The sequence below is a fragment of the Gracilibacillus sp. Marseille-QA3620 genome, assembly GCF_054950035.1.
On sequence record NZ_CM143102.1, the window covers coordinates 3,441,779 to 3,468,379 of the forward strand.

Here is a 26,601-nt window from a genome sequence, read left to right on the forward strand (position 1 = left end):
TTTAATAAGTAATCTGCCTTTCTTTCTATAATCTTCCCAGTCCCAGCCAATAACCAACAAAAAAGGCCCTGTAAAAGTCCGTTATGGTGGACTCATACAGGGCTTTTTCTTCATTATCTTTTCCGTTCTACCTTCTTCATGACTTCCTTGCCGCTCGCATCCCATTTGATGGCGCGATGAGCGTAATCATGATAAAACGTAAACCAGGCACCGCTCTGGATACCATGCTTGACCCATTTTTCTTTCGCGCCAATTGAGTCCATCGGATAATCATCATAGGCAAGGACCCAAAGCGAGTTCTGATGGGCTGTTGTCGGCATCAGATCAGCCATATGAAGGAGCAGCTCACCGTCTTGCTCCATTACGATGATGCAGTGTCCGTCACTATGTCCGCCAGTGTGGACCATTTTGATGCCTTCTGTAATAATGAGCTCTTCTTCAAAGGTCTTAACCTGACCTTCAATCGGCTTCCAATTCTCTTCCCAATACGTATTGCGTGAGCGAATATTCGGCTGCCTCATTTCATCCCATTCTACCCTCGAGGTGTAGATGACTGCATTTGGAAATACGCTTTTCAGCTTGCCATCTTGGTAGCAGGTCAAGCCGCAGGCATGGTCAAAATGCAGATGAGTCATGAGAACGCCGTCAATATCATCCGTCGTTAAACCGAGCTTTTCCAAATCTTCCTCAAGCTTCGATTCCTCACTCACGCCGTAATTGCGAAGCTGCTTCTCCGTCAATTTGCCTTTGCCGATTCCAGAATCAATTAAGTAGTTCTTTCCTTCTGCCTGAACCAATATAGGATCTGATCTCAATTCGATTTGGTTTTTTTCATTGACAGGATACTTTTTGGACCAGAGCGGCTTCGGTACTACCCCGAACATCGCCCCTCCATCCATATGAGTATCTCCGCCATTAAGCCATGTCAATGTAAACTTCCCGAACTGCAAATTCTCCAATGGTTTCTCCCCTTTATCATGGATTGCGCATCTTAAGAAGGACAGATATTAAAAGGCTGCCTCACAGCGATAGATAGGGTTGCCCTTCGCGGAGAATTTCTGTTCATATTCCGTCATAACATTTCCTTCAAAGTCACTATTGTGTAAATCAAGGCTGACATAGTTCAATTTCATACCATAGTGCGAAAAGCTGACAAGGGAATATTCGAACAGTCCGCGATTATCTGTCTTAAAATGAATTTCTCCATGTTCCGGCAAAATTCCTTTATATAAGTCAAGAAAAGTCTTATACGTAAGTCTTCTCTTCTCGTGGCGTGTTTTCGGCCATGGATCGGAGAAGTTCAAATATACGCGTGATACCTCTCCCTCGGCGAAAATATCCGGAAGCTCAAGCGCATTCACATTAAGCAGCTTCACGTTCGGCAGATTGGATTCAAGCAAACGATCAAGCGCCGTAACGATGACGCGGTCTGCAAGCTCGATGCCGATATAGTTGATATCAGGGTTTTGTTGTGCCATGCCATTAATGAATTGGCCTTTTCCTGTTCCAACCTCGATATGGATAGGATTCGTATTTCCAAACACTTCAGACCATGCGCCTTTGTGCTTTGCTGGTTCCTGTATGCAGAAATATGGGTTATTTTGGAGTTTCTCCTTTGCCCACGGTTTATAACGTTGTCTCAAAATCGTGCACCTCCGCTGAATTTACGTAAAAAGAGTAGCACATCATGAACAGAAATTCCATGCTGGCTTTCTTTTCACAAAGGTTCTTCTTATTCTAAAATGCCCTGAACAAAATAAAAACCGGCTTACAGGCCGGATTTATCATGAATAATCGGTTCTTAAGTAACACAAGCTATAGCATATTCAATAAGGGAAGGAAGGGAATCATATGCCCCTGTCACAAAATCACAGTTGGATGCTTCTTAAAGATATATTGAACAATCATCAGGAGGATTGCTGCGGTTCTCAATCAGAATGCGAACAGCTGGAGAGGACGGTAACTTCACTGATGAGGCAGCCTAGTGTTGATGAGGCTACCATGTCGGTGCTGCAAGAGATTTACCAATACAGCCAAAGCGGCATCCATGCCGCCAATCTGGAAAATCATATTGAATCTCATCAACAGAAACTTGCAGGCTGGGTTGAGGATATCACTCAATATTCCTGAGCGAAGGATAAGTATTCAATACACCGGTTCATATCAGCGAGCCGGTTTTTCTTTTTGTGCAGGGCCGTTGTTTGGATCATTTGAGTGAGGACAAACCATTTCATCCGCAATCGTAATTCCGGGGTAAGGCTTAAGCCATAATTCGCCAGCCACTGCTCCCATTGGTCCTTCTCTACATATGAATATAAGAGCATTCCTATATCCATGGCAGGGTCAGCAATGATTGCTTCGTCCCAGTCAACGAGGTATAGGTTCCCTTGATCACATAAAAGCAAGTTATTATGATTAATATCTCCATGGCAAACAACATAATGATCACACTTCACATCATTCACATGCTGTTCTAGGAAATGAATCGTTTCCTTTATGGCTTTGTCTTCCTTGAGCTCTCCATCAAGAGAGTTCTTCACGGAAGCCAGGATTTGAATAGGCGTTTGGGTTGTTTTTCCTAGGCGTCGGAGCATATTTAACAAAGGTGTGGATTGATGGATCTTCTGCAGTAATTCTGCAACTGATTCTTCACACATCTCTGCGGGAGTCAGTTCCCTTCCATTCATCCATTCCTGGGCTGTAATCACATCACCATTCTCTAATCTCTTTGTCCAGATAAGCTTTGGCACAATTCCCTCGGCCGACAGCACAGCTAAGAAAGGAGAAGAATTTCTCTTTAAAAATAGCTTCTGCTCATCATGCCTGGCAATGAATGCTTCGCCTGTCGCTCCTCCGGCAGGTGTTATCTCCCATTCTCGCCCTAAATAATCCATGGTATTCACCTTCAATAACGTAAACTTGTATGGCATAATTTCCATATAAATAAAAAAGACAGCCATTGACTGCTTTTCTTCAATAGCCATCTCCTTAAATTTTAGTAGGTTTATACCGCTTTCGTCAAGTGTTCGAACAACAATTATTCTGAACAAACACATACGTTGTTAACGGCTCGAGTGTGAAATGCTTGATATCCATTTCGACACCCTGTTCTGCTGTATATCCGCAGTCCCCGCAAATCATGCCCCATTCCTGTTCCCCCGGAAGTTCAACCTCTGTTGGCTGCTCCCCATGATGATAGACAACAAGAAGCCTCTCCCATCTTCCATACTCGCCTACATCATCATATAACAGGCTGTGGCAAGCTGGGGACAGATCAAGCATTTTTGCATGGGTTTCGATTTCTTCCCTGCTCCGGAACCTGAAAGCCCCATGGCTTTTACGAATAGCCATCAAGCACCTTAAATATGAAATCGTCTCTTCGTTCTGCTCACGTAAATCCCAATTCAGCTCATTAATCCAATCTGGTGAGCAATAGCTATTTTCAATACCATGCTTCGTCCGGAAGAATTCTTGGCCGCTGTGCAGGAATGGAATCCCTTGCGAAAGGATGGCAATACTCGTGGCAAAGCGATGACGCCTCTTTCTTGATTCATTTGACTCTGCTCCGTTTGCGAGCTGGAGGCGGTCCCATAGGGTATGGTTATCATGGCATTCTACAAAATTAACGGACTGCTCAGGTCCGAGCGGATAATCTTCTCCAATGTTTAGGACAAGTTGAGAGAACTCCTCATGGCTGAATTCCTTCCCTGTAACATAGCCCGTATCCTTCAGGTTGAAATTACTCCCTTTAATAGAATCCCTGAATTTATCGTTAAAGAAACCGACATTTTCAATCTTGTGTGAATTGCTGATTGTCGTTTTATCAGCACCCGATAGAGCGGTCGGGAGGTCCCATCCTTCTCCAATGATGATGGCATCCGGCTTAATGGAATGAATGGTTTTTTCAACCTCCTTCATAGTCTCTAGATCAAGAAGGCCCATTAAATCAAAACGGAACCCATCAATTTGGTAAAACTCCAGCCAATATTTAACGGCAGATACAATAAGCTTTCTTACCATAAAACGCTCGGAGGCGAGATCATTGCCGCAGCCGCTGCCATTGGAAGGCATCCCATTCGCACCATAGCGGAAATAATAGCCTGGAACAATTTTCTCAAAGTTTGAGATTTCCTTCTGGAAAACATGGTTAAAGACAACATCAATAATAACGCCTAAGCCATGCTGATGAACGCTCTCAATCAGTTCCTTTAATTCCTCAATCCGTTTCCCAGGAACATGGGGCTTTGCGCTGTAATTCCCTGCCGGAGCAAAGAAATGTCTCGGATTATACCCCCAATTATATTCCTTGCCTATCACAGTCTCATCCACTCCGGCAAAATCATTGACCGGCATGAGCTCAATATGGGTTACCCCTAATTCCTGCAAATATTGGATTCCGCTTGAGTAGCCCTTAGTCGTTTTTGTCGCTGTCTCACTAAATGCTGCATATTTTCCTTTTGCATTCATGCCGCTATTATGATGATGAGAAAAATCGCGCACATGTGTTTCATAGATGATGGCATCAACCGGGCTTTCCAGCTTCGGCAATGAATAGTCATGCTTCTTATATTGGGACATGTCAATGACTGCACTATATTGCCCATTGACAGAAACTGCCTTTGCATAAGGGTCTGTTGCTTCCCGCCAAATGTAATTGACTCTCACCAAATAAGAATAGAAATGATTCTCTAAATTTTGATGGACGGTTAAGTGCCATACTCCCTGCTCTCCCCGATGCATCGGTATGGTTCCCTTTTCGGTGCCAAACTCATTAATCAGCTTAAGCTTTACATTCGTTGCTGTTGGTGCCCATACCTTAAAGACTGTTTTTTCCTTCTCATAGATGGCGCCCATATCCTCTCCATCATATTGATACATTTCATCAAACTCCGGTGTGCGGATAACCGCACCTGTCTGGAGAGCAAAAGCCATTCCCTTGTCGTCTTCTATTTGATATTCTTCACCAAGTGGTACCTCGAATGGGGCTGTGCATATGTACTTGGTATAATGTTCGATTTGAATGACTTCATCAACTCGTAGCTCCCCCATTCTTTGCCCTTCAAAAAAAAGCATGAAGAATAGCTTTTCATTCACCCGGTAGGAGTGAGGAATTAAGATGGTAATTTGATCTAAGGCATCTAAAAAAGCCGAAAATCTGCCTGTATACAATGTATTCACTCTCCTTGAACTGCTAGTTTGACCATATGATGCTTCAACTCAATAAAAGCTTCGCCAGCTCCAACATTCTCACCATCAGCCTGAATCGGCACTTCGAATGAGGAGGTAACACGAATCGTTCTTCCCTCAAATGAATCTACACCCCGAAGCTTTAAGTGGCCTCCCCAAAGAACCGTACTGAACATTAAAAGGAGCTTAATCCTCGGAATATTATGTATGACTAGTATATGAAAGACCCCGTCATCTGGTTTAGCATTCGGGGATATCTTAATGCCTCCGCCAAAATATGGATGATTTGACACATTCACAAGCCAAGTGTTTGTGAACGAATGAGACTCACCGTCAATCTCCACTTCCATCTCCCCTGGTTTATAGGTCATCCACTTCCACAGGAAGTAGGCCAAGTAGATGATTTTTCCCGCTCCAAGCTTATTAAAATAGTGTTTCATCCGTGATTGGTTAACGGCTTCCGTAATGGCCGCATCCAATCCAATACCCAAACTGTTCAATAAATAACCCTTACCACTGCTTGTTTTATAAAATCCAAGGTCAATAGGTCTCACCTTATTCGAATGGAGCAAACCTGATAATGCCTGCAATGGGCGCGAATCAATTCCCTCACCCCTTGCAAAGTCATTACCGGACCCTGCAGGGATATAAGCAATCCTTACTCCTGGGAAACCGGCCGCACCGTTTGCAACCTCATGAATAGTGCCATCGCCCCCTACAGCTACAAGAATGGCATCTCCAGTGCTTTGAAGAAACTCTCTAGCCAGTGCAACACCATGTCCCTTATATTCAGTAAAGGCATAAGAATAAGATATCCCTTCCCTATCAAGGGTCTCCTTTGTTTTCTCCCAGACTTTTAAGCTACCCGCATTTTTGGCGGCAGGATTAATAATGAAATAGTAGGTTCTTCGTTCAAGAGAATCCCCTCTCACTTCTGCTTTCCCCATGATTATCCATTAACTCCTCTTCCTTATTGTTTCTAATCGAACTGCCATACGCCAATAAGGCCTGTGCTGCCTTTAACTGCAGATTCTTCATGGCAGAACGGTTATGACGGATGGAGCTGAACCAATCATCAAATCTCCTCTTATCGATGATTTCCTGATCAATAGATGTGTGCAACTGATTAATATAGCCATTACGGCAAATAATGCCTTTTCGAATCGGAAACACCATATCCTTAGCAGCAAAAATCTGTTCAAGAATCCATTGCATCCGTTTTAATGTGATAGTCGGGTCGAGCACTTTTTTATCTGCCTTATCATGATGTGTCCTTGTCCAAAAACGGTCTTTACCGCCGACAAAAACGGCATCATCCTCTGCCTCAAGCACGGTCAGACACCAAGCCTCCGATGGCGTGAGCAGAATGATTTCCAGCTCTACAGGCGCATTCTTCCATTCCAGCACCGGTTTGTATAATACCAGGCAATTATCCGGAATACGCTGAAGGAAAAAGCGCAGATTCCGGTCGAATTGATAGCGACCCAGATGCAGAGGCCCTTCATCACTTGCTGTCACAGCCCACTTCAGCTGAAATGGATAAAAGTAATCCAGAAATGATTGCTTTAACTCCTGCTCATCTTCTGGGACTGTACGCAGGAAACGCGGAGCTTCAATAGGTGGTTTCTCCTGCTTTACAGAAACAGCAGCCTCTTCCCTTACCTCTCCCCTCTCCTTTAAGAAGAATTTCTTGATTCTTTGTCGAAAAGGGCGCGTATCTTCCTCTAAAGAGGGAAAATCCATCTCTCCCCCAATTAAGTACCGGCTTAGATCACCGGCTTCATAGGCTTTCTTTAAACGTGACCACTCTTCATTCTTCACATGGACAAATTGTGAAGAATAATGGTAAATATCCTGTTCATATCGGGAAATGAAGTCTTGCAGCTTAATCAATTGACTCATTGATCCCCATCCTTCCCCTTTGTTCTTCCAGTCATTTTCCTATCGCAAAGCGCACGATGGGTTCATACTTTGGCTGTTTCTCTGTATCCGTCCGATAAAGGACTACATTCTTGATTTCGCATGGTTCTATTCTAGGCAGCCCGCTTCCCCATTCCGTAATGCTTCCTGGTTCAATCTTATTCTTGCTCCTTCTTGCTAACGTTATATGTGGAACAAAAGGCTTCGTATCTAGTTCAAATCCCGCTTCAAGACAGGCATTGTATACCATTTCCCGCACAGTCTGCATCATCGTTGATTTCTCAGAATCTGCCCAGAGGATACGAGGACTGTCCTTCTGGCCAAATGTCCCCAGCCCGTTTATTTCAATCAAGAATGGCTGATATTGTGCAATCTTCTGTTCAATGAGCTTTAATGCTATCTTGAGCTTGTCCTGCTCAGCGGCCCCTAGAAAGGCTAAGGTGATATGATAATCCTCTGGATGCACCCAGCTTTTAAAGGCATAGACATCCCCTGCTCTTCCTGCCCAATCATTCAATTCCCGTTTACATTCCTTCGGTAATTCCAGCGCAAAGAAATAATGGCTTCTTCTGTTCATCGGTTATCTCCTTTATTATTTTACACTTATTTTAACCGCGGTCAGCGATATGATTAGGTTAGTAATAGAAAAAAAGCCCGGAACAATTCTATTCCAGGCAATTACTGCTTAATCGAGCGGGCCGCACTCAGCCTCAATCTCCTGTATAAAGGCATCCTGCAGTTTCCGTATAATCGGATATCGGTCCCCTGACCCGACAGGCTGCCCATTGATCATTCGTACTGGAGTAATCTCAAGCGTCGTAGAGGTGATAAACACCTCGTCAGCATGCGATAGATCATCAACCGTAAAAGCCTTTTCCTCATGAGGAATGGATTTGCTCTCACATGCTTTAAGCATAACCATGCGGGAGATTCCATTTAAGATAAGATTATTTGCTGGATGGGTATACACAGTCCCATTTGACACGATGGACACATTTGTATGGCTTCCCTCTGTAATGATTCCGTCCCGATGAAGGATTGCTTCATAGCATCCCGCATCAAGGGCTTCTTGATGGGCCAATACATTTCCGAGCAGGTTCAGGCTCTTAATATCACAATGAAGCCAACGCTTGTCAGGTACGACCAAGGCATCAACACCCCTTTCCATCAAATCCGCTGGTCTCTTGCTTTGCCGTGTATAGGCAACTAGGACTGCTTTTACATCATTTGCTGGGAAGGCATGATTTCTTGGTGCTACTCCCCTTGTCAGCTGTAAGTAAATCGTCCCTTCAGACAATTGATTCTTCTCAATCAGGCTTTCCATTATCGTCTTCATTTCTTCCTTCGTATATGGAATGGACATGCGAATCTTCTCTGCACTTGCAAAAAGACGGTCTACATGCTCCTGCCATGTGAACAATCGCCCATTATAGACACGGACAACCTCATAGATACCATCGCCAAACTGATAGCCGCGGTCCTCGATATCAATGGTGATTATCTCTCTTTTCGAAAGCTTTCCATTAAAAACGATATAACTCATATTCCCCATCTCCCCTTATGTTCGTAAATGAAAGCATTCTTTATCTCGTTAATTCATATATGGCTTGAGCATACATCGCTGTCGCCTTTAACATATCCTCAATAATGATGTATTCATCCTTTTGATGGGCAACATCTTCTCTCCCCGGGAACAAAGGACCAAAGGCTACGGCATTCTTGATTGCACGCGCGTACGTTCCTCCTCCGATTGCGAGCAGTTCAGCCTTTTCTCCCGTATGCTCCTCATATATTTTTTGAAGGGTTTTGACTAGCTCACTATCCGCGTCTACATGATGAGGACCTAAATGGGTTTTCATTTGAATAGAGAATCCATGATCGGCCGCTGTTTTCTCAAGTACAGACCAGCCCTTATCAAAGTCAAATGTAACAGGATAGCGCATATTAAAGGCGATTTTGCCTTTTCCGCCATGTTCATATGAAATAATGCCATAATTGATTGTTAGATCCTTCGTAATCTCATCATGGTAGGCAACACCAAGCTCACGTCCTCTTGACTCCTTGCTTAAATAATTGTGCACGAATGTCAGGAAGCGGAAATCATCCCCTTCAAATGGAAGTGTGACTAAAAAGTCCACTAGCCGGAGGCCGGCATTAACACCTAAATCCGGTTCCATCCCATGGACAGATACCCCATCAAGCGTAATCGTGATCTCCTGCCCTTTCACCGTATATGTACCAGTCAATTCATTCTCTGCACAAAAGTCGCCATACCGCTTCTCCCAATCTCCGGCATATTGGCTGTCAGCTGTAATCACTGCTTTAGCGAATTCAGGCACCATATTAAAACGCTGACCGGCAGAAAGGCTCTTCAAGGTAGCTTCTTTTCCTTCCATGCGAGAACCATCGAATTCATAGGTGAAATCAGCAATTCCTTTCTCTGCATAAATAATAGGGAAATCAGCATCTGGCACAAAGCCAACCGTTGGCGTCTCTTCTTTCTCAAAATAATGATCCATGCAGCGCCAATCACTTTCTTCATCTGTTCCAAGAATCAATCGGACACGTTTATTAACATCCACGCCAAGGTCTTTTACAATTTTCATGGCATAATAGGCTGCCATTGTCGGTCCTTTATCATCCATGGCTCCCCGTGCATAGATTCTGCCATTACGAATATCAGCTGAATAAGGATCAGTTGTCCATCCATCTCCTTCTGGAACAACATCTAGATGACCCAATATACCGAGCAGTTCATCTCCTTGTCCCATTTCAAGATGGGCTCCATAATTATCAATATTTTTTACCGCAAAGCCGTCCTTTTCACCAAGATCCAGCATGAAATCAAGCGCTTCCTTGATTCCTTTGCCGAATGGAATTTCCTTCGTTGCCGTTTCTTCATCAAGTGTGCTCTTAATTTGAAGCAATCTTTGCGTATCCTGAATCAATTGTTCTTTTCTTTGTTCCACTTCTTTTTGCCAATTAATTTGCATTCCCGTTAACCTCTTTTCATTCACTATCCTTCAATATCGTTATTATATCATGTATGCCTAAAATATATTTTCCAATACACTGATTCGATATAATGTTGATTTTTTGGGACACATTATTAGTGAAAGAAGTCATAAATAGTACCAGCCATTTATATGTATTATTAAATGAATTTTCAATTTTTTGAGCTGAACCTATGGATTTCATGAAAAGGGAGGGGTATTATAGTACTAGAAAGACTTCAAGGATGAAGCTTCTAATTAAAGGAGTGCTGAAAAGGTGATAACTTAAAGAGGTGGTTATGGTAAACAAGTAATACAGCAGGATGAATGTATGATGTTGCCATCGGAAACTATCCATAAGGAGTGGTTTTTTGAAACCTTCAACAAACCGTATGCTTACAAGAATTAAGTCCATTTACATGTTTATTGTTCGTAATGGTACCGTCACGACCCAAGAACTGGTCGATGAATTCGGTATTACTCCGCGCACGATTCAAAGGGACTTAAATGTGTTAGCTTATAACGAACTTGTTGTTAGTCCCAGTCGTGGAAAGTGGACCACCACCCAAAAGAAAGTTAAATTAACCTCGTAATAACAGTCTTTCCTTAAAAGAAAAAGAAGACCGTCTCCGGTCTTCTTTTTCTCATGAGCGCTTTTGCATCAGCACTAATTCCTCTTCTGTCATCTCTCGATATTCACCAGGCTCAAGGCTTTCATCAAGCAGAAGAGCACCCATCGCAATTCGCTTTAAATAGACAACCTTTTTCCCTACGGCTTCAAACATCCGCTTCACCTGATGGAACTTGCCCTCTGTAATAATCAGCTCGATTTCCGATTGTGTCCCGCTTTTAAGAATAGTCAGCTCACCAGGCTTTGTTACATATCCATCATCTAAGGTTACACCTTGTTTAAACCGTTCAATGTCCACTTCATCTACCGCTCCATCAATGACCGCATAATAGGTCTTCGGCACATGCTTTTTCGGTGCGAGCACATCATGAGCAAGCTGGCCGTCATTGGTCAGGACAAGCAGTCCCTCTGTATCTCGGTCAAGGCGTCCGACAGGGAATGGCTTCATGTAAGCATCCTCAGGTTCCAATAAATCAAGAACCGTCTGAAGGCGGTCATCCTCTGTCGCGGAAATATAGCCCTGCGGCTTATTCATCATGACATATATAAACTCCCTGTATTCAACCAATTCACCATGAACCATGATTTGGTCTTGCTCAGGATCAACATGTGCCTTTGCATCCGTGATTTTCTTCTCATTGCAGAGGACCGCTCCTGATTTCAATAATTTCTTAACATCCTTTCTACTTCCAAAGCCGGAATTAGCGAGTAATTTATCGATTCTCATCTGTATCACCTATTTATCATTATTTGAATAAACTGTACGGTACAAATTCAAACACAAGGAGTGTTTCCATGTATTATTCATCCTATTTCCACCCCATGTCGGTCGAACAGGAAAGCCGGCAGCAAGCTCCTCCTAATCCTACCTTATTTCCTGGAATCCCAGGCATTCCAGGTTTCCCTCCACAAGGGGGCAGCATAAACAGTCGGCTTAACCAACTCGAGCGCCAGGTCAACAGGCTGGACCGACGCGTAAGCCGCATCGAGAATATCCTCGGTATACGAGAAGATTATTAAAGTGATGGCCTGCTTTAAAAAGCAGGCCATCTTCATTTTCCTTAATTTATTTCTTTATACGAAACTTACGCATCAGAGCATCCGTCTTTTCTCCAAATACCGCCTGGAGAAGGCCTGTCTTATAAGAGAGAAGGAAGTAGACAAGAACCCCGACTGGTATCGTAATGGCTACACGCATCACCGCAATCATCTGGCCGCCAGAGCCCAGCCATCCAGCTAGGAGTATATCGAGCAATTTAACAACAACAGCCATCACAGCAGCAATAAGGAGCGCAAGGAGGGACCTGCGAAGGACAAGACCTGGCTTGTATCCTGAAAAATAATGAATTATATATAGATTAATCAGAATAGCAACTAAGAATCCCAGACCTGTCGCATATACCGCTCCATTTGTCTCAAACATCCGGATAAGAGGAATATTTATGCTTAGCTTCACGAGTAAACCTGTCAATAAGCTAAGAACGGTAAACCTTTGTTGGTTAATTCCCTGCATGATAGCTGCGGTCACAGAGAACATCGCGAATAATATCGTTACAGGCGCATAGACGGCTAAAACAGAAGAACCAAGTTCAGAGAAACCGTAGAAGGATCCGTAAACACTGTCTGCAAGAACACTCATCCCCGTAACTGCTGGAACAAGCAAGAATAAAAGCACTTGGAATGTTTCAGTTAATTGCTGATTGTATAACGTCCATTTCTTCTCCACAAATGATTTCGTCACACTTGGCACGATGGATAGTGAAAACGCTGTAGCTAGCGTCATGGGAATGAGAACGAGCTTCTGCGAGGTCACGTTCAACACACCAAAAGCCGTATCGGTAATCTCAGCAAGCCCAATCGATACCATTGCCCTGTTAAAGGTGAGCGTATCAACCATTTGGAAAAGTGGCATCGCAAGACCGACAAAGATGAAGGGAATTGATGAAAGGAGAATTTCCTTGTAGATGGCTCCCATTGAGATGTCCACTTCATTTTTGCTTTTCTTAAGCAAAGCATCAAGATGCCCCTTCCGCTTCCGCCAATACCAAAGTAAAACAACAAGCCCGGCAACGGCTCCAACAAATGCCGAAAACACGGCTACCCCCATCGCGGGTACGATACTTCCACCAAGTACATTCAAGACAACATAAGCGCCCGCCAGCATAAAGATAATGCGGACAATCTGTTCAATAACTTGAGAGACCGCTGTCGGTCCCATGGATTCATTTCCTTGGAAGAATCCACGGAACAAGCTTTGGGAAGGAACAAGAATCAAGGCAAAGCTGACTGCCCTGATAACCGTAGTCACCTCTTCGACTGAATAGGACTGCGTCTCCATGACAGAAGCTAGTCCAGGAGCAGTAACATACATGAGCAGAAAGGCAAATACCCCAGTCATCATCATGACCTTTTGACCTGACTCAAACAGCTTCCTCCCGATTGCATATTCACCCATCGCATTATACTTTGCTACAAATTTTGCTACAGCCATCGGAACCCCAGCAGTTGCGATGCTAATGAAAATCGTATAAGGAGTGTAGGCAAACCCATATAAGGCAATGCCTTCGGTTCCTACGATTTTATTAAAGGGAATGACATAGAATAATCCGAGCATTTTCGAAAAAACCATGCCAATAGTCAAAATAAAGGTGCCTCTAATCAGTTTCGATGACATGCTTCAAACCCTTTCGTACTTTCACTTATATAGTAGAATAGATTTATTTTTATGTTCACTATTCAGTAGTTTACTCTTTTCCATACCTTTTGACAATGAGATAAGTTGTAAGTTTAAGGTCAATACAATAGATACCCTTCCAATATATACATATCCATTCCCCGCTCTTGCTTTTGCCTTCTTGTGAGATTCGCTTATAATAGACCTTATAAGCATGTTAGAAATGAGTGGAATAGATGAAATATGATGTTGTGATTATTGGTGGAGGCCCCTCTGGACTTATGGCTGCCATAGCAGCCGCAGAGAAGGGGTCTTCTACGCTGTTAATTGATAAAGGGTCCAAACTCGGCAGAAAATTAGCCATCTCAGGCGGAGGACGCTGCAATATAACGAATCGTCTGCCTGTTGAAGAGATTATCCGCCATATCCCAGGAAACGGAAAATTCCTTTATGGAGCTTTTTCCGAATTTGATAATGAAGGAATCATATCCTTCTTCAAAGAGCTTGGCGTAGAACTTAAGGAAGAAGACCATGGGCGGATGTTCCCTGTTAACGACAAGGCTCAATCCGTTGTCGATGCCATGGTTGGGCGTCTGCTCGAGCTTGGTGCACACGTCCGTACCGATTGTCCTGTCAGTGATGTTCTCTATGAGGACGGTCATGTTAAAGGTATCCAGACAAAAGAAGGAGAACTTATTGAAACGAGTTCAGTCGTCCTAGCAGTCGGGGGTAAATCCGTTCCGCATACAGGTTCAACCGGAGATGGATATGCCTGGGCAGAGAAAGCCGGTCATACAGTAACTGAGCTTTTCCCAACGGAGGTGCCTTTAACCTCCAGTGAGACATTCATCCGAAATAAAGCATTACAGGGTCTCTCCTTACGCGACGTATCCATCAGTGTATTGAATCCAAAGGGCAAGGCGCTCATTACCCATCGCATGGACATGATCTTTACCCATTTTGGCTTATCAGGTCCAGGCGTGCTTAGATGCAGCCAGTTTGTTGTCAAGGCACTGAAGAAATGGAAGCTAAAAGAAGTTATCGTCCAAATTGATGCACTGCCGGATATGAATGCGGAGCAATTGTTCCAGCAAATCATTCAAACCATTAAGACAGATGATAAGAAGGCAGTGAAAAATAGCCTGAAGGGACTTCTCCCTGAACGTTATCTATTATTTCTGCTGGAAAGGAATCAAATTGACCCAGCTGCACAGGGGGCAACTATCTCCCACGATAAATGGCGTTCATTCTGTCAAGATATCAAGAAATTCCCAGTGGCTGTAAACGGCACACTCTCTCTGGATAAGGCATTTGTCACCGGCGGGGGGATATCTGTCAAAGAAGTAGAGCCGAAAACTATGGCCAGCAAGCTCATGCCAGGTTTATTCTTCTGCGGCGAAATATTAGATATTCACGGGTACACTGGAGGCTACAATATTACCTCTGCCCTCGTTACCGGACGTCTTGCAGGAATCAACGCAGCCATGAATGCACAAACAAGACAATAGGGCAAGGGGGAGCATGTAATGAATCTTCTAGAACGAGTAGCCAACAGCAAGATAATGACTGCCTTCCTATATCTCTTATTTGCTGCTTATCTTTTACTCTTATCCTATCTATTATTTTTTGGCTATTATCGTCAGGATATCCGAGTGGAGGATTATAACCTGACACCGTTTGAGACCATCAAAATGTATATCATTTATATGGATTACTTTAGTTTCCGTATATGGTTCACCAATCTATTCGGTAATATTATTGCCTTTATGCCGCTAGGCTTTTTACTTCCCCTTCTCTCAGAGCGCTGGAAAGGGGCAATTAAGATTACCATATTCTCTTTCTTCGTGTCCCTTACTGTGGAAACCATTCAGCTCGTTTTCCATGTAGGGGGCTTTGATGTGGATGACATGATCTTAAACACCATCGGAGGTCTTTTTGGGTACATGCTGCTCAAGATTCTCCAATCTGCCGCTGCGGCTGTGCTTATTCAAAGCAAGGTGCACAAATAATCTCTTTTTAGTGGATGTCCTTTTAAGGGCATCCTTATTTTTATGGTTTCGAGCTCTTTAAGTTGAATAAAGATTTCAGAAAATATATAATCAAAAAATAAACCATCACGTTATAGTTTGGAGGTCTTTCCTTAATGGGGCAAAGAAACTAAGAATCGGCGAATTATCAAAATCCACGAATGTCACCAAAAGGACTATTGATTATTACACGAACCTCGGCCTGCTAATAGCAGAGAGATCGCCCTCCAATTATCGGCTATATGATGAATCCTCCATCGAGAGACTTTTGTTTATCGAGGAATGTAAACATAAACAGTTATCCCTGACTGAGATAAAAAAGGAATTGATTAACCGATATTCGGAGGAAATCGATGTCCAAGAAATACGGGCAAAAATCCGTGACATTGAACAAGAAGTATCATCGCTCATAAACGATATGGGCAAAGATCAGGATGTCGTCAAGAAACAAGTTGACGCCTCATCCTTGATACAATCGATGCAGTTGCTAATGCTGCTGCTGACTAAATCATAACCAACTACAGGAGGTGTACGTCTTACCCTAGCTGTAAGACTGCTATTTGACTACCATCTATTTAATCGCTTTTGTTATCCTAATCATCTTAACCGCCTTTTTCGTTGCAACTGAGTTTGCCATCGTAAAGGTGCGTTCCTCAAAGATTGACCAGCTTGTCGCTGAAGGCAAGAAGGGCGCTTTGTCCGCAAAGAAAGTAACAACCCACCTGGACGAATATTTATCTGCCTGCCAGCTCGGAATTACGGTTACGGCACTCGGTCTAGGGTGGATTGGAGAACCGACATTTGAGGTAATCCTTTCTCCCCTATTTGAACTGATGGGTCTCAATATGGAGGTCACTCACATTATGTCCCTTGCCGTTGCCTTTATCATCGTGACGTTTATTCACGTGGTCGTGGGCGAACTGGCTCCTAAGACAATTGCCATCCAAAAGGCAGAAACGATGACGCTATTCCTGTCACCGCTGATTATTTTGTTCTACCGTATCCTATATCCATTTATCTGGCTTTTGAATGGTTCAGCTCGTTTACTCGTCAAGCTGATTGGTTTCCAGCCGGCTTCAGAGCACGAGAACAGCTATTCAGAAGAGGAGCTTCGCCTATTGCTGGCAGACAGCTACAAAAAAGGCTCCATTAATAAGAATGAATACAAATATGTAAACAATATTTTTGAATTTGACGAACGGAAAGCAAGAGAAATCATGGTACCGCGTACAGAAATCGTCAGCATATCAAAGGATGACTCCATCGAAGAGGTATTCTCCATCATTCAAGAAGAGCGTTATACACGTTTTCCTGTAGAAGATGGCGACAAGGATAATATCGTCGGATTCTTGAATGCGAAAGAATTCTTGACTGAAATGCATTTGAAGAAGGATGTCACACTCGAATCATTAATCAGTCCAGTCATTAGTGTCATTGAGACCATACCAATCCATGACCTTCTTGTTAAAATGCAAAAGGAACGCACCCATATCGCCATCTTAATCGATGAATATGGCGGCACATCCGGATTGGTTACTGCAGAGGATATCATTGAAGAAATCGTCGGAGAAATCCGTGATGAATTCGACGAAACAGAGGTACCTGATATCCGCAAGCTTGGAACCAACCATTATATCGTAAGTGCCAAACTTCTCATCGATGATATCAATGAGCTGCTTGGAATTGAGATTTCAAATGAGGTCGTTGACACAATCGGCGGCTGGTTCCTATCTAATCACTTTGAAATTCAAGACCGTACTGAAGTTGAAGCAGAGGGCTACATCTTTAAGATTCATGAACATGAGGGCAACCATATTCACTATCTTGAGATCAAGAAAGCCGATAAATAATGAAAAACGCCGAATCCCTTATAACGGATTCGGCGTTTTATTTACGATAAATGACCATTGCACTAAAGCAATAAATCTGATTTTCTTCCTCTTCTTCTCCAAAAGCGGCAATTTCATACTTAATGTCGACGATTTGGTCCTCCCTAATCTGTCCTAGGAAGTGATTCATCCCATTTTCCAAGTCTTTTTCATGTTCATAATCAAACATCTTCACTTGTATCATCGGCTCTCCTGCCTCCTTTTAGGACAGTCATAGCCAAATAGTTTGATTTTTATACACAAATATTGAATATTCCTCGGTCTGATATTACCTTTATAATTTTACGGGGAGGATTCAATATTGACCAACTTATTTTCCCATTCCATCAAAGTGGGTGGCGATTTCGAGCATTTTTATTGGATCCTCTACTTCTGAAATCGTATAAACGATTTTTTCTTCCTGCCAGGAAATTTGATTATCTTCTGTCTTTTGTTGGTCGACGTCTGCTTTGACGGAACCATATTGATTTGGTACAGGCAGTGAATTACTCTCCAAGTAGTCAACCATCTGTTTTGCGAGCGGCACGTATTCATTAGCACCTTCTAGATTGTTGGCATGGATCTGAAGGTACCATCTCCCTTCATGCCAATTCAGCCATTTATTACCCATACCACCCTCTTCATACCCTTTGATTGAATGGCCAAGATTGATAGCAGGATTGCCTGTCGGGATATCTTCAGGAGATATGTAGCCAATTTTAGATTTGGCTTCCTGATTGGTTTCATATTGTCTAGCTTCTATTACAGCAATGGGTTTAGCGATTTCATTGTTATTCAATTCTTTATCATTGATTGGGATCGCTTTCTTACTTTCAAAGAAGGTCACTCGATACCTATCATCCTTAGAATCGGTAGCAGCACTCAACATCATTTCTTCAGATGACATTGGCAAATATTTTGGCAGCTTAGGAGGCAGGCTGTTTTGAATTTGTTCCTTAACAGATGCGATGATACTTTCTTGAGAATTTGGAACGTTATTGGCACCATCTTCATCAGATGTTGAGGGGTTTTCAGTTGCAGGGGGATTGTCCTTCTTTGTATCTTCTTCACTTTTATCGTTTGACGATTTTTCCGTACTGACAGGCTGGTTAGATTTTTTGGACGCTTGTTCTTCGCTATCGGCATTTTCCAGTGTGCAGCCGGCAAGGCAGATGAAAGTCAGACATACGGCAATAGACACCTGTTTCTTCATTTACTTTCTCCTCCTTTATTGTCGTTTACCACAGGGGATACCAATTAAACAAGCGTTGAATAAACGGTAAAAAACAGTCATATCGCAATGGATACATCTCATTATTTCAGAGAGGATTTATTATCAGAATAGATGTATTTGGTCCCGAACCTCTTGATATGTAATGAGACTTGTGGACATTCATCAGAGTGACTATAAGACAAACATTATATGGACTATCTTAACCATATAAGGAAACATATTCTCCTTAATATTTCTCCTTCCCAATAATGGAGGCGTAAGCCTGTAATCGTTTTCATCTCTGTTCATATATAAAAAAAACCGGCTGACCCAATCGGGCAGCCGGCCAAAAAATCTACTTAGTTTGCGACGATATTAACAAGTTTTCCAGGAATCGCGATCACTTTACGAACAGTTTTGCCATCGATTTGCTCGAGGACCTTTCCATTCTCCATAACCGTTTTCTCCATTTCTTCCTTTGTTATATCAGCAGGAACTTGAAGCTTCGCTCTCACTTTCCCATTAATCTGGATCACGATTTCGACTTCATTATCGACCAGCTTGCTTTCATCATATGCTGGCCAAGATGCATAGGCAAGCGTATCATTATGGCCTAGTCGGCTCCAAAGCTCTTCTGTCATATGCGGGCAGATTGGTGAAAGTAGCTTCACGAAGCCTTCCATGAATTGAATTGGAAGAATCTCTGCTTTGTACGCTTCATTCACGAATACCATCATTTGAGAAATCGCCGTATTAAAGTGCAGATTCTCAAGATCCTCTGTCACTTTCTTCACAGTTTGATGATATACCTTCTCAAGATGCGTGTCCGCTGATTCTGTAATCTTATCATTTACTGTTCCATCTTCATTGATATACAGTCTCCATACACGGTCAAGGAAACGTCTTGAGCCGTCGAGTCCATTTGTTGACCATGCGATGGATGCATCAAGCGGTCCCATGAACATTTCATATAGACGAAGTGTGTCTGCTCCATGGCTTTCAACGATATCATCCGGGTTCACGACATTACCCTTTGATTTACTCATCTTCTCATTATTCTCACCAAGGATCATTCCTTGGTTAAATAGCTTTTGGAATGGTTCCTTCGTTGGTACAACACCGATATCATAAAGGAATTTATGCCAGAAACGAGCATATAGCAAGTGAAGAACCGCATGCTCTGCGCCGCCGATATACGTATCAACCGGAAGCCAATGCTTCAACTTCTCAGGATCTGCGATTGCATTCGGGTTTTTCGGATCGATATAGCGCAGGAAGTACCAGCAGCTGCCCGCCCATTGCGGCATTGTATTGGTTTCGCGTCTGCCCTTACGTCCGGTTTCCGGATCTGTTACATTCACCCACTCATCAATGATTGCAAGCGGTGATTCACCCGTACCAGATGGTTTGATTTCGGATGTTTTTGGAAGTACAAGCGGAAGCTCTGACTCAGGAACAGCTGACATCGTTCCGTCCTCCCAATGGATGATAGGAATTGGCTCTCCCCAGTAGCGCTGACGGGAGAAGTTCCAGTCACGAAGACGGTATGTTACCTTCTTCTCACCGATGCCTTTTTCTTCAAGCCATGCAATCATCTTTTGAATGGCTTCTTCTTTATTCAATCCATTCAGGAAGTCAGAGTTTACATGCTCTCCTTCTCCTGCATATGCTTCTTTTTCGATATCGCCGCCAGCGACAACCTCACGAATTGGAAGCTCGAATTTCTTCGCGAACTCATAATCACGCTCATCATGGGCTGGAACCGCCATGATTGCACCAGTTCCATAGCTCATAAGAACATAATCGGCGATCCATACTGGAATCTTCTCGCCGTTTGCGGGATTAATGGCATAAGCACCTGTAAATGCACCAGTTTTCTCTTTAGAAAGCTCTGTTCTCTCAAGGTCGCTCTTCGATTGAATGGATTGTTTGTAAGCTTCAACCTCTGCTTTTTGCGCCTCTGTCGTAATTTCATCCACAAGCGGATGCTCTGGAGAAAGCACTGTGTAAGTCGCACCGAACAATGTATCAGGACGAGTCGTAAAGACTGTGAACGATTTGTCCGTACCGTCAATCGTAAAGTTCACAGAAGCCCCTTCTGAACGGCCAATCCAGTTGCGCTGCATATCTTTAATACTTTCTGGCCAATCAAGTTCTTCTAAATCTTCAATCAAACGGTCTGCATAAGCCGTAATTTTCAAAATCCATTGACGCATCGGCTTTCTGATAACCGGGTGGCCGCCGCGCTCACTCTTGCCGTCGATGACTTCTTCATTCGCCAATACCGTTCCAAGCGCCGGGCACCAGTTAACCGGAATCTCATCCATATAGGCAAGCCCTTTTTCATACAGCTTCAAGAAAATCCATTGTGTCCATTTATAATAGTCTGGATCTGTCGTGTTGATTTCACGGTCCCAATCATAAGAGAATCCGAGGGATTTAATTTGGCGTTTGAATGTCTCAATATTCTTTGCTGTAAATTCTTCCGGGTCATTACCTGTATCAAGAGCATATTGCTCAGCAGGAAGACCGAATGCATCCCATCCAATTGGATGAAGGACATTATAGCCCTGCATCCGCTTCAATCGGGAGAGAATATCCGTCGCTGTATAGCCCTCTGGATGCCCAACATGAAGACCTGCTCCAGATGGATACGGGAACATATCCAAAGCGTAAAATTTACGTTTTCCGACATGATCAGTCGTTTTGAACGTTTTATGTTCTTCCCAATAAGATTGCCACTTCTTTTCAATCTCTTTATGATTGAAACTCATCCTAAATTCCTCCTACAAAATCAATTTCAGGTCCTTTTCATTTTCCCCTGAATATAAAAAAGCCTCTCATCCCTCAATAGTAAGGGACGAGAGGCTGTTCATCAGCTTTTACCCGCGGTACCACCCTAGTTGACGTATGTAAAACACGTCCGGCTCAAGTCTTTAACGCAGATCTGCGGCAGTCCTTACTAATCGCTGTTCACGACTGCAACTCAAGGGGGAGTTCATCATGCCGTCCTATTGGCTCGCACCAGCCGCCAACTCTCTAAAAAGCACGAACATAATTACTAGTCCCTGTCACGGTTATTAGAAAATATATACCTACATTGTATGTAAATCATTGTGAAAGTGCAAGTCCATTCTATGCTGTTTTTTCCATTTTGGCCAGATATGGGGGAAGGTATGCATCGATTGCAGATTTTCTTCTATTGATTTTGCAGCTTTGGATATAAGCAATAGCGTAGTTTCTCTGTTAACAACCTAAAAACGTGGGACTAACCGACCTCTCCTTCTTTGAATGAATTTATGGAGAGCAGAGAAATCAAAACAGCGTCAAGTCAGCATTTAATGAGGAAATAAGCCCAAATAATAACGATTTCAGCAAAAGAAGCCTCCTGCACATCTTTCTCCAGTGTTAGCGCATAGCTGGGCAAATATTTTTTAATGATATTTCCTTCTTTGATAATTTAAAGGCTAAATTTACTTGTTTATGGAGACGAACTGGTACCATTCAAGGGAGAAATAGGCTGGGTATGGTCGGGCGAAACCTTCCATCAAAAGAAAACTCCCTGCATAAAAAAGAGCCGAACGGCTAACCGATTCGGCTCTTTCATCAGGAGTACCTTCAGTATCCTATTTGTATGCTTTCGGGTGTACGGTTGCCTTCGCCGGCTGGCCTTTTTTCTCATTCATTTTCTTGGCCCTCTTTATAATGTCGTTGTCGGCTCCTGCTTCGATGTCCTGGTTATTGATCCCGTTGCGTGTTTTTTGCTCAGGGTTATGCTGTTTAGATCGTTTCATCATAAATGGAGAGCCTCCTTATCGTCTTCTTACAACCATCGCATGCTGAAGATCCTGAACACGGACTTTCATCCGATCAAGCTCATCTCGCTGCTGGTCATTGGCACTGTTTTTCATGACGGTAAGCTCATTATATGAATCCTCAAGCCTCATAAGGGCTTCGGTATAGCCCTCTGTGTTGTAATGCTCCTGTTTGGCCGATTCCTCATATTGCTGCTGTGCGTATTCAAGGGTATTCTCACAACGTCCTAAACATTCATCCATGGATTTATGCGTAGCCATCTCGCCACTCCTTTTTGGTTGGGATTGGTTAAGAAGTACACCCGAATCTTATTATGTCCGGCTGACCGCGGTTACATGAACAAATTCATTTGGAAAGTATAAATGCCCGTGTTAAAATGTAGGTTATGTGAAAAAACAATTAGGAGGGTTTTACAGATATGAAACAGGCTAACCCTTTTCCATATGCTAGTGACGATAAACGTTATCATACATGGAATTACCATTTACGCAACCAATTCGGCCATAAGGTCTTCAAGATAGCATTAGACGGCGGCTTTGATTGCCCAAACCGTGACGGCACAGTCGCTTTTGGCGGCTGCACCTTCTGCAGTGCAGCAGGCTCAGGCGACTTCGCCGGAAACCGTGCTGAGGATTTGAAGAAGCAATTCGCCGACATCAAGGGGAAGATGCATCAGAAATGGAAGGACGGCAAATATATGGCTTACTTCCAAGCTTATACGAATACACATGCACCAGTTGATGTCTTGCGCGAGAAATTCGAGACGGTGATGAATGAGGAAGGCGTCGTTGGGTTGTCCATTGCGACAAGACCTGACTGCCTGCCGGATGATGTTGTTGAATATTTAGCGGAGCTGAATGAGCGCACATATCTTTGGCTTGAGCTTGGACTCCAAACCGTCCATGAGAAAACAGCGAACATCATTAACCGCGCCCATGACTATCCAACCTATGTCGAGGGAGTCAACAAGCTCCGCAAGCACGGCATTCGCGTCTGCAGCCATATCATCAACGGACTGCCTCTTGAGACACCGGAAATGATGATGGAAACCGCTCGTGAGGTCGCGAAGCTTGATGTGCAAGGAATTAAGATTCACCTCTTGCATTTATTAAAAGGAACACCAATGGTGAAACAATACGAGAAAGGCATGCTTCAATTCCTTTCATTTGAGGAATATGTGAGCCTTGTCTGCGATCAGCTCGAAATTCTGCCTCCAGAGATGATTATTCACCGCATTACCGGCGACGGGCCAATTGATTTAATGGTCGGTCCGATGTGGAGCGTGAATAAATGGGAGGTCTTGAATGCAATCGATGCGGAATTGAAACGCCGTAACAGCTACCAAGGCAAGTTCTTTGTTCGTGATGGGGGATTGGCGACACATGAAGCTTGACCGAATCCTTCCATATGCCCGCCACCTACTGGAAAAAGCAGCTGGTCCTGGAGATGTCGTCGTTGACGGCACTATGGGAAACGGTCATGACACGGTCTTTCTCTCCCAGCTTGTCGGTGAGAATGGTCATGTATATAGCTTTGACATCCAGGAATCTGCCTTAGAACAGACAAGAGGCCGGCTTGAAGAGAAACAGCTGACCAAAAATGTAACCTTGATCCATGCAGGTCATGAACAAGTTAAGGCATTCATTCCTGCTGGAACAGAAATAGCCGGAGCTATCTTCAATCTCGGCTATCTACCTGGCGGTGACAAAGAAATCATCACGACTGCTCCAACTACCATCTCAAGTGTCGAGCAGCTGCTTGAGATGATGAAGCCTGAAGGGATCATCGTCCTAGTCATTTATCATGGGCATCCAGGCGGGGATATAGAACGTGATGAGATTCTTCGATTTGCCCGCAGCCTTCCCCAGGACACAGCCCATGTTCTGGAATATAAATTCATAAATCAAAGGAATAATCCGCCTTTCATCGTCGCAATTGAGAAAAGGTAAGTGACTGGGACAAAATTTTTCCAGTAACTAAATAGCCGAACAATTATAAAGTGCCATTTTAAGCACGATTAATAATAGTTCGGCTTTTTCTATTTCGTTTCGTAAACATTTAATGTATCATTCGTTTTTATGTCCCAGCCATTTTATGCTTTCACATATCCAGGGATGAAAGAGATTTGCGGCTTTCCCGTTACCGGGTGAAGCGAGCTGATCAGCTCTACCCCATATACCGATTTCAGCAATGGTTCATCTAAGAGAAGGCCTGCCTCCCCCTCCGCTACCTTTTGACCGCCCTTCAGTAAAGCAAGCCGATCTGCGTATAGCGAAGCAAGGTTCAAATCATGCAGGATGGCCACAATCGTTAATCCATTCTTAAGCTGCAGCTCCTTCAATAAATCCAGCAGCTCAATCGAATGCTTAATATCAAGATGATTGGTCGGTTCATCCAAAAACAGCAGCTTAGGTGATTGAGCCAATGCCTTTGCAAGCAATACACGCTGCTTTTCCCCTCCGCTTAAATCTTGAAAATATTTATGCTTAAAGGCAAGGCAATTCGTTTTCTCAAGGCATTCTTCCACAATGATATGGTCTTCTTTCTTGTATGTATTAAATAGGCCCCTGCCTTGATACGGATACCGCCCAAGCAGAACAATCTGCTCAACCGTGAAATCCAAACTCACAGTATGCTCCTGACTCAAGACAGCCGTCACCCGAGCCAGCTCCTCAGTGCTATAGTCACGCGCCTTTTTCCCGGCAATCTCAACCTTTCCGCTCACACTAAGATGCCTCGGGTCCAAAATCGCTTTAATGAAGGTGGTTTTTCCACTCCCATTCGGACCTAATAAAGCATAGAATTCACCCTTTTTCACTTGCATAGAAACATCGTTAAGAACCATCTGTTCTTTCCGGTACCCTGCACTTACGCTACATACTTTTAACATGCCATTTTCCTTCTTTTTATTCGTTCTCTTATGAGTAAATAAGTAAACACAGGCGCCCCTATCAAGGCGGTAATCACGCCAATTGGCAATTCCTGCGGGCTGACGATGGTTCTTGCCACCATGTCGGCAAGAACCAAATATCCTCCGCCAATCATCATTGACAGCGGAATGAGGTGTTTATGGTCAGCCCCCGTAACTAAACGGACAAGATGCGGGATGACTAAGCCGACAAAGCCAATCGCACCAGATACTGATACGGCCGCTCCTGTCAGGAGTCCAGCGCTGATCAGGAGAGTCAGCTTTTTCCTTCTCACATTCATCCCTCCATATTGAGCTGCTTCATCACCAAGTGCGAGTGCATTCAACTCCCTGTAATGGAACAAAATCACGGCTGAACCAACTGCAAAGAATGGAAAGAATAGACCAATATGCCCCCAGTTTTTTAAAGCCACACTGCCCATCAGCCAATTCAAGACCTCTCGCATTTGGTCTCCCGATGATAGAGCAATAATGAGCGATATGACCGAGCCAATGAAGGAGTTCAAGATAATGCCTGATAAAATGATTGTTTCATTCGCATATGTCCTGCTCGCCGCTTTCGTGATTCCAAAGACCAGAAACAAAGAGGCGAAACTGAATATAATTGCCACTAGCGGCAATGTATAGGATCCAAGGAAAGCAATTTCTACCTGAAAGAACAAGACAATCACCGCTCCAACCGAGGCCCCTGATGAAACACCAATGGTATAAGGATCAGCCAGCGGGTTTTGCAAAAGTCCTTGGAATGCCGCACCTGCCAGGGCAAGGGCACTACCGACCAATAACGCCAGCAAAATGCGAGGCAAGCGAATATTCCAAATAATCATCTCGATATTTTTCTGACCATCAAAGAATCCTTCATACCCTGTTATATTTTTGAGGAGAATGCCGACAATCTCCCCTACAGACAAATCAGCACTTCCACTCAGAAGACCCCAAATGACCGCGGCCGCCATGAACAAAATGCTGCCCGCGTAAAGGGCAGTCATCTGCACTCCTCCATGTTTTCCTTCTCTACTGCTCATCTTTTCCACTCCATCATTTCCTTGGTGTAAGTTAATTGCCAGACAATAAAAAAACCTCAGCCCAAAGGATGAGCTAAGGATTCACGCATGTGCTCTTGTGAATGCTTTAAGCCTACTTTTCCCTCCGAAAAATAAGTGCTAAAACCATTAAAAGCAGGTCTCCTGGCTTATGGCGGCATTACTCGCCAATTACAGTAGCGGGGGCTGCACCGGAGTCTCACCGGTTTCCCTATTCTCCCTTGAAAAGGGCACTTTTATGGAATAATCAGCTATTTTATTCTTTCTTCATTGTACTGGAACATAGGACAATACGCAATT

At 43.6% G+C, this 26,601-nt stretch carries 26 protein-coding genes, 1 pseudogene, 1 riboswitch and 1 other annotated feature; of the genes and pseudogenes, 9 read left to right on the forward strand and 18 right to left on the reverse strand.

Annotated features, from left to right (window positions below; translation table 11 throughout):
• Positions 1-113 precede the first annotated feature (113 nt).
• Positions 114-959 carry a YtnP family quorum-quenching lactonase gene (locus ACY8DX_RS17265; protein ID WP_462405681.1) on the reverse strand — a complete coding sequence of 282 codons (846 nt, stop codon included), beginning with the start codon at positions 957-959 and terminating at the stop codon, positions 114-116.
• 48 nt (positions 960-1,007) lie between these two features.
• Entirely contained in the window at positions 1,008-1,643 is a 636-nt protein-coding gene (gene trmB, locus ACY8DX_RS17270) for a tRNA (guanosine(46)-N7)-methyltransferase TrmB (RefSeq protein ID WP_049669833.1), read from the reverse strand.
• Positions 1,644-1,896: 253 nt separating this feature from the next.
• Between trmB and ACY8DX_RS17275 the strand changes: the two genes are divergently transcribed.
• Complete coding sequence (locus ACY8DX_RS17275; protein ID WP_462405682.1) at positions 1,897-2,130, forward strand: YtzH-like family protein; 234 nt, start codon at positions 1,897-1,899, stop codon at positions 2,128-2,130.
• Here ACY8DX_RS17275 and ACY8DX_RS17280 read toward each other — a convergent pair.
• From ACY8DX_RS17280 to pepV, 7 genes are all read right to left on the reverse strand, one after another.
• Complete coding sequence (locus ACY8DX_RS17280; protein WP_462406970.1) at positions 2,118-2,894, reverse strand: phosphotransferase; 777 nt, start codon at positions 2,892-2,894, stop codon at positions 2,118-2,120. The genes ACY8DX_RS17275 and ACY8DX_RS17280 overlap by 13 nt on opposite strands.
• Positions 2,895-3,018: 124 nt before the next feature.
• Entirely contained in the window at positions 3,019-5,178 is a 2,160-nt protein-coding gene (gene pulA, locus ACY8DX_RS17285) for a type I pullulanase (protein ID WP_439803307.1), read from the reverse strand.
• Complete coding sequence (locus ACY8DX_RS17290; RefSeq protein ID WP_462405683.1) at positions 5,175-6,134, reverse strand: diacylglycerol/lipid kinase family protein; 960 nt, start codon at positions 6,132-6,134, stop codon at positions 5,175-5,177. The genes pulA and ACY8DX_RS17290 overlap by 4 nt, the downstream gene beginning before the upstream one ends.
• Positions 6,100-7,089 (reverse strand): NERD domain-containing protein, encoded by a 990-nt coding sequence (locus tag ACY8DX_RS17295; RefSeq protein ID WP_462405684.1) that lies wholly within the window; start codon positions 7,087-7,089, stop codon positions 6,100-6,102. The genes ACY8DX_RS17290 and ACY8DX_RS17295 overlap by 35 nt, the downstream gene beginning before the upstream one ends.
• A 31-nt stretch (positions 7,090-7,120) precedes the next feature.
• Positions 7,121-7,684 carry an RNA 2',3'-cyclic phosphodiesterase gene (thpR, locus tag ACY8DX_RS17300; RefSeq protein WP_049669828.1) on the reverse strand — a complete coding sequence of 188 codons (564 nt, stop codon included), beginning with the start codon at positions 7,682-7,684 and terminating at the stop codon, positions 7,121-7,123.
• Between the two features lie 108 nt (positions 7,685-7,792).
• On the reverse strand, positions 7,793-8,650 hold the full coding sequence (gene dat / locus ACY8DX_RS17305) for a D-amino-acid transaminase (RefSeq protein WP_462405685.1): 858 nt from the start codon (positions 8,648-8,650) through the stop codon (positions 7,793-7,795).
• Between the two features lie 40 nt (positions 8,651-8,690).
• On the reverse strand, positions 8,691-10,100 hold the full coding sequence (gene pepV, locus ACY8DX_RS17310; protein WP_439803303.1) for a dipeptidase PepV: 1,410 nt from the start codon (positions 10,098-10,100) through the stop codon (positions 8,691-8,693).
• A gap of 371 nt (positions 10,101-10,471) precedes the next feature.
• Between pepV and ACY8DX_RS17315 the strand changes: the two genes are divergently transcribed.
• Entirely contained in the window at positions 10,472-10,693 is a 222-nt protein-coding gene (locus ACY8DX_RS17315) for a DeoR family transcriptional regulator (protein WP_049669825.1), read from the forward strand.
• A 51-nt stretch (positions 10,694-10,744) separates the two neighbouring features.
• Here the strand turns inward: ACY8DX_RS17315 and ACY8DX_RS17320 are convergent, their stop codons facing one another.
• Together ACY8DX_RS17320 and ACY8DX_RS17325 are read right to left on the reverse strand one after the other, a co-directional pair.
• Positions 10,745-11,458 carry a pseudouridine synthase gene (locus tag ACY8DX_RS17320; RefSeq protein WP_049669824.1) on the reverse strand — a complete coding sequence of 238 codons (714 nt, stop codon included), beginning with the start codon at positions 11,456-11,458 and terminating at the stop codon, positions 10,745-10,747.
• Between the two features lie 339 nt (positions 11,459-11,797).
• Complete coding sequence (locus tag ACY8DX_RS17325; protein ID WP_462405686.1) at positions 11,798-13,405, reverse strand: putative polysaccharide biosynthesis protein; 1,608 nt, start codon at positions 13,403-13,405, stop codon at positions 11,798-11,800.
• A 236-nt stretch (positions 13,406-13,641) separates the two neighbouring features.
• Between ACY8DX_RS17325 and ACY8DX_RS17330 the strand changes: the two genes are divergently transcribed.
• From ACY8DX_RS17330 to ACY8DX_RS17350, 5 genes and pseudogenes are all read left to right on the forward strand, one after another.
• Positions 13,642-14,913: a BaiN/RdsA family NAD(P)/FAD-dependent oxidoreductase gene (locus tag ACY8DX_RS17330; protein WP_462405687.1), complete on the forward strand. Its 1,272-nt coding sequence runs from the start codon at positions 13,642-13,644 to the stop codon at positions 14,911-14,913.
• 18 nt (positions 14,914-14,931) lie between these two features.
• Positions 14,932-15,414, forward strand: a complete 483-nt coding sequence (locus ACY8DX_RS17335; RefSeq protein WP_049669820.1) for a VanZ family protein — start codon at positions 14,932-14,934, stop codon at positions 15,412-15,414.
• Between the two features lie 196 nt (positions 15,415-15,610).
• Positions 15,611-15,697, forward strand: a pseudogene (locus ACY8DX_RS17340) (MerR family transcriptional regulator); the annotation flags it as partial.
• 60 nt (positions 15,698-15,757) lie between these two features.
• Positions 15,758-15,946: a hypothetical protein gene (locus tag ACY8DX_RS17345; RefSeq protein ID WP_231589475.1), complete on the forward strand. Its 189-nt coding sequence runs from the start codon at positions 15,758-15,760 to the stop codon at positions 15,944-15,946.
• Positions 15,947-15,992: 46 nt separating this feature from the next.
• Positions 15,993-17,282 (forward strand): hemolysin family protein, encoded by a 1,290-nt coding sequence (locus tag ACY8DX_RS17350; RefSeq protein ID WP_462405688.1) that lies wholly within the window; start codon positions 15,993-15,995, stop codon positions 17,280-17,282.
• Positions 17,283-17,319: 37 nt separating this feature from the next.
• Here ACY8DX_RS17350 and ACY8DX_RS17355 read toward each other — a convergent pair whose 3' ends face one another.
• The 5 genes from ACY8DX_RS17355 to ACY8DX_RS17375 all read right to left on the reverse strand — a co-directional run bounded on the left by ACY8DX_RS17355 (position 17,320) and on the right by ACY8DX_RS17375 (position 22,589).
• Positions 17,320-17,505 carry a sporulation protein Cse60 gene (locus tag ACY8DX_RS17355; protein ID WP_049669817.1) on the reverse strand — a complete coding sequence of 62 codons (186 nt, stop codon included), beginning with the start codon at positions 17,503-17,505 and terminating at the stop codon, positions 17,320-17,322.
• A 126-nt stretch (positions 17,506-17,631) separates the two neighbouring features.
• Entirely contained in the window at positions 17,632-18,513 is an 882-nt protein-coding gene (locus tag ACY8DX_RS17360) for a hypothetical protein (protein ID WP_462405689.1), read from the reverse strand.
• Between the two features lie 359 nt (positions 18,514-18,872).
• Positions 18,873-21,287 carry a leucine--tRNA ligase gene (gene leuS / locus ACY8DX_RS17365; protein ID WP_049669815.1) on the reverse strand — a complete coding sequence of 805 codons (2,415 nt, stop codon included), beginning with the start codon at positions 21,285-21,287 and terminating at the stop codon, positions 18,873-18,875.
• 79 nt (positions 21,288-21,366) lie between these two features.
• Positions 21,367-21,597: a binding site (T-box leader), on the reverse strand.
• A 542-nt stretch (positions 21,598-22,139) separates the two neighbouring features.
• Positions 22,140-22,310, reverse strand: a complete 171-nt coding sequence (locus tag ACY8DX_RS17370) for a glycogen biosynthesis protein GlgD (protein WP_462405690.1) — start codon at positions 22,308-22,310, stop codon at positions 22,140-22,142.
• Between the two features lie 15 nt (positions 22,311-22,325).
• Complete coding sequence (locus tag ACY8DX_RS17375; RefSeq protein WP_439803189.1) at positions 22,326-22,589, reverse strand: YtzC family protein; 264 nt, start codon at positions 22,587-22,589, stop codon at positions 22,326-22,328.
• 158 nt (positions 22,590-22,747) lie between these two features.
• On the opposite strand from ACY8DX_RS17375, the gene mnmL reads away from it, so the two are divergent.
• Both mnmL and mnmM read left to right on the forward strand, forming a co-directional pair.
• Positions 22,748-23,722 (forward strand): tRNA modification radical SAM protein MnmL/YtqA, encoded by a 975-nt coding sequence (gene mnmL, locus ACY8DX_RS17380; protein WP_049669812.1) that lies wholly within the window; start codon positions 22,748-22,750, stop codon positions 23,720-23,722.
• Positions 23,712-24,278 (forward strand): tRNA 5-(aminomethyl)-2-thiouridylate-methyltransferase MnmM, encoded by a 567-nt coding sequence (gene mnmM / locus ACY8DX_RS17385; protein WP_439803188.1) that lies wholly within the window; start codon positions 23,712-23,714, stop codon positions 24,276-24,278. The genes mnmL and mnmM overlap by 11 nt, the downstream gene beginning before the upstream one ends.
• 143 nt (positions 24,279-24,421) lie before the next feature.
• On the opposite strand, the gene ACY8DX_RS17390 is transcribed toward mnmM, so the two are convergent.
• Together ACY8DX_RS17390 and ACY8DX_RS17395 are read right to left on the reverse strand one after the other, a co-directional pair.
• On the reverse strand, positions 24,422-25,219 hold the full coding sequence (locus ACY8DX_RS17390; protein WP_053103708.1) for an ABC transporter ATP-binding protein: 798 nt from the start codon (positions 25,217-25,219) through the stop codon (positions 24,422-24,424).
• The gene (locus tag ACY8DX_RS17395) at positions 25,213-26,283 is read right to left on the reverse strand and encodes a FecCD family ABC transporter permease (protein WP_462405691.1); all 1,071 of its coding nucleotides are present in this window, start codon (positions 26,281-26,283) and stop codon (positions 25,213-25,215) included. Before ACY8DX_RS17395 ends, ACY8DX_RS17390 begins: the two co-directional genes overlap by 7 nt.
• A gap of 135 nt (positions 26,284-26,418) precedes the next feature.
• Positions 26,419-26,554: riboswitch (cobalamin riboswitch) on the reverse strand.
• Positions 26,555-26,601: the final 47 nt, after the last annotated feature.